The 3754-nt window shown below is 59.9% G+C and carries 3 protein-coding genes and 1 pseudogene; 1 reads left to right on the top strand and 3 read right to left on the bottom strand.

Annotation, left to right across the window (positions count from 1 at the left end; genetic code table 11):
* Nucleotides 1-1323: 1323 nt before the first annotated feature.
* The 3 genes from DBR18_RS15435 to DBR18_RS15425 form a co-directional block, all read right to left on the bottom strand.
* Nucleotides 1324-2004, bottom strand: a complete 681-nt coding sequence (locus tag DBR18_RS15435; protein WP_108591013.1) for a phytanoyl-CoA dioxygenase family protein — start codon at nucleotides 2002-2004, stop codon at nucleotides 1324-1326.
* Nucleotides 2005-2085: 81 nt separating this feature from the next.
* Complete coding sequence (locus tag DBR18_RS15430) at nucleotides 2086-2367, bottom strand: hypothetical protein (RefSeq protein WP_108590947.1); 282 nt, start codon at nucleotides 2365-2367, stop codon at nucleotides 2086-2088.
* 171 nt (nucleotides 2368-2538) lie between these two features.
* Complete coding sequence (locus DBR18_RS15425; protein ID WP_108590946.1) at nucleotides 2539-3462, bottom strand: LysR family transcriptional regulator; 924 nt, start codon at nucleotides 3460-3462, stop codon at nucleotides 2539-2541.
* 178 nt (nucleotides 3463-3640) lie between these two features.
* Here DBR18_RS15425 and DBR18_RS29285 point away from each other — a divergent pair.
* Nucleotides 3641-3754 (top strand): annotated as a pseudogene (locus DBR18_RS29285) (LysR family transcriptional regulator); the annotation flags it as partial.

Genomic DNA, 3754 nt, shown 5'->3' with positions numbered 1-3754 from the left:
GGGAGCTGGCTTGCCAGCGATAGCGGTGTGTCAGGCAATGAAGATGCTGGATGTACCACCGCCATCGCGGGCAAGCCCGGCTCCCACAGGTTTTGTGGCGTGCACACGGTTGGTGATCAACACAGTTCCAATGTGGGAGCTGGCTTGCCAGCGATAGCGGTGTGTCAGGCAATGAAGATGCTGGATGTACCACCGCCATCGCGGGCAAGCCCGGCTCCCACAGGTTTTGTGGTTTGCACAGGATGGGTGATCAACACAGTTCCAATGTGGGAGCTGGCTTGCCAGCGATAGCGGTGTGTCAGGCAATGAATATGCTGGATGTACCGCCGCCATCGCGGGCAAGCCCGGCTCCCACAGGTTTTGTGGCGTGCACAGGATGGGTGATCAACACAGTTCCAATGTGGGAGCTGGCTTGCCAGCGATAGCGGTGTGTCAGGCAATGATGATGCTGGATGTACCGCCGCCATCGCGAGCAAGCCCGGCTTCCACAGGTTTTGTGGTGTGCACACGGTTGGTGATTAACACAGTTCCAATGTGGGAGCTGGCTTGCCAGCGATAGCGGTGTGTCAGGCAATGATGATGCTGGATGTACCGCCGCCATCGCGGGCAAGCCCGGCTCCCACAGGTTTTGTGGTGTGCACACGGTTGGTGATTAACACAGTTCCAATGTGGGAGCTGGCTTGCCAGCGATAGCGGTGTGTCAGGCAATGAAGATGCTGGATGTACCACCGCCATCGCGGGCAAGCCCGGCTCCCACAGGTTTTGTGGTGTGCACACGGTTGGTGATTAACACATTCCAATGTGGGAGCTGGCTTGCCAGCGATAGCGGTGTGTCAGGCAATGATGATGCTGGATGTACCGCCGCCATCGCGGGCAAGCCCGGCTCCCACAGGTTTTGTGGCGTGCACACGGTTGGTGATTAACACAGTTCCAATGTGGGAGCTGGCTTGCCAGCGAAAGCGGTGTATCAGGCAATGAAGATGCTGGGTGTACCGCCGCCATCGCGGGCAAGCCCGGCTCCCACAGGTTTTGTGGTGTGCTCACGGTTGGTGATCAACACAGTTCCAATGTGGGAGCTGGCTTGCCAGCGAAGCGGTGTATCAGGCAATGAAGATGCTGGGTGTACCGCCGCCTTCGCGGGCAAGCCCGGCTCCCACAGGTTTTGTGGTGTGCTCACGGTTGGTGATCAACACAGTTCCAATGTGGGAGCTGGCTTGCCAGCGAAAGCGGTGATTCAGGCAATGAAGATGCTGGATGTACCGCCGCCTTCGCGGGCAAGCCCGGCTCCCACAGGTTTAGCGGCTGTACGACGATTTCGGGCATTCAGAGGCCCCGGAAGGCAAAATCCGCAGGGTCGAATTGTTCACCCGTGTCCATCCGCACCCCGCGCAGGCTCGCAGTTAGCAAATGCGACTCGTACAGCGGCAGGGCGCAATAGCTGAACAGGATCGAGCGCCGACGCTGACCGCTGATATTCAGGCTGCCGGCATGCACCAGGTCGACATCGAACACCAGAATGTCGCCCGCGTTGCCGTATAGCTGCACCGTTTGCGATTCGTCATTGACGTCCAGGGGCGGCGCGTCCGGCGCAGGTCGATGGCTGCCGGGGACGATGCGGGTCGCGCCGTTCGCGGCGTTGTAGTCATCGAAAAACGCCAAGGCGACTACCATGTCCCCGGGCCGTTGTGCCGACAGGTCACGATGCAGTTGCTGATGGCCGCCACCGGCAAGCGGCTCACGACCTTCCACTTGCGCGAGAAAGAACCGCTCGCCGATCAATTCACCGGCCACCGCCAGCACCTTCGGCAAACGACACACGGCTTGAATCGTCGTATGGGTGTCCAGCAACGAATGACGCCAGTCGCGACCGCGCGGCGTGGGCCATTGCTCCGAGGGCTTTACGCCGGCATCGAACACTGCACGCAGTTCATCCAGCCACTGAGTCGGAATCGCCTGACGGAGCAGGGCATAACCCTCACGATGCAACTGTTGATGATCAGGCATGGATTGGCTGCGCAGGCTCATGACGAATTCAAGGGAAGGTTAGCGCACCCGATGCGTTTCGATACCCGTTCGCCGCCGGCATTAACGCTTGCACTGCGCCACAACGACCTGACAGGTGTTCGGTGTTCCGCCGGAGCGGCTCGCATAGCGCATACAGTTATTCATCGATTTCTTGCGCGCCATGCTCAGGGTGTCGCCCCAGGCCAGACCGCCTTCACCGCTGTCGGGCACCGCTTTGGCGTAGCAGTTGGAGCCGACCGTGGCGTAGCGCTTGCTCGAGCAGCCCGCTGTCAGCATCAGGATGCTGGCGAGCAGGGCGAACAGCAGCCATGACGAGTGTCGGCGTGCAGATGTTGCGGTCATCCGGATTTCCCCGTGGGTTCAGGCGCTTTCGTCGGTGTGCCAGGCATTATCCGGCAATTGCCGCAAAGAAGCGTTTTTTTGCTTCAGTCACCAAAAAACCTGTGGGAGCTGGCTTGCCAGCGATAGGGCCATCCCAGCCAACATCCTTATAGCCTGACCCACCGCCGACTCTCACAATAGATGCGTATCCCGCCCCGGCAAACTCTGCTGCACAAATCGCTCGATCAACCACCGCGCCGCCGGCCCCGGGGGCAGGTCGGTGCGGTAGATGACGTCGAAAGGATAGATACCGCTCTGGTACTCCGGCAGGTTCAGCCGCACCAAACGCCCAGACTGCAAATCCTCCGCGACCATCGGCAACGGCATGTTCCCCCAGCCGATTCCCTCGCGCAGCAACATGTGCTTGGCACCCAGATCGGCCAGACGCCAAGTGCGATTACTGAGCACCGCAAAGTCGCGATCCTTGGTCAGCACGGATCGATCCGACAGCACCAGTTGCGTCAGTTCACGCCCGGCCCCCGGCGTATTCGCCTCACCGCAAGCCAGGGGATGATGGGGCGCCGCCACCGGAATCAACTCGACGTTGCCCGCTCCGATCCTCTCGATGGCATCAATGCCCTCATTCATCGGCCCGCTCACCCCAATGATTGCACCGCGATTGATTACCCGCTCAGTCACGGCCCCCAACGCCTCCATGTGCAGATGCAAGGCAACCGTCGGAAACGCCTCGCGAAAGGATTTCAACGCATCCACCACCCGCTCCGGCGGCAGCATCACGTCCAGCACTACATGCACCTCGGCTTCCAGCCCCTGTAACAGGCCTTTGACCTTGGCGCGCAAGCCATGCACGCCGTTGGCAATGGTCCGCGCCTCGGCCAGCACCGTGCGCCCGGCCTCGGTCAGCTGCGGTTTGCGTGTGGTCTGGCGGTCGAACAAGGTCACGCCCAGTTGCAGTTCCAGGTTGGCAATCGAATAGCTGATCACCGATGTCGCGCGGTGCAGTTTGCGTGCGGCAGCGGCGAAACTGCCCAGTTCCACCACCGTCAGAAACACCCGCAGTTGATCCAGCGTCGGCGTGCCCGGGTCAGAAATCATGGCTGTTCCCTCGTCATATTCAGCATTGCGTTATCGTCGCCGAGGTCTATCAGCTTGTCTATTTTCTAGAACGTAATGATCGAAATTAGTCGGCTATTCAGATTAGCTGGCCGGGCGCACCATTTCCTCACTCGGACGATTCATCTCGGATCGCCCCACCTTTGAAGGAAATATCGCCATGACCACTACCGCAAACATTGCACCAACCACCATTGAACAAACCCGCAACGACGTCACCCAGGCCTCAGCCTCGTTGATCGGTCGTATCCTGCTCAGCGCCATTTTCATCCTC

Origin of the sequence: Pseudomonas sp. HMWF021, from assembly GCF_003061005.1 — a bacterium.
Classification (GTDB): domain Bacteria; phylum Pseudomonadota; class Gammaproteobacteria; order Pseudomonadales; family Pseudomonadaceae; genus Aquipseudomonas.
Note: the sequence above shows the minus strand (reverse complement) of the source record. Positions and strands in the feature narration are given on the sequence as shown.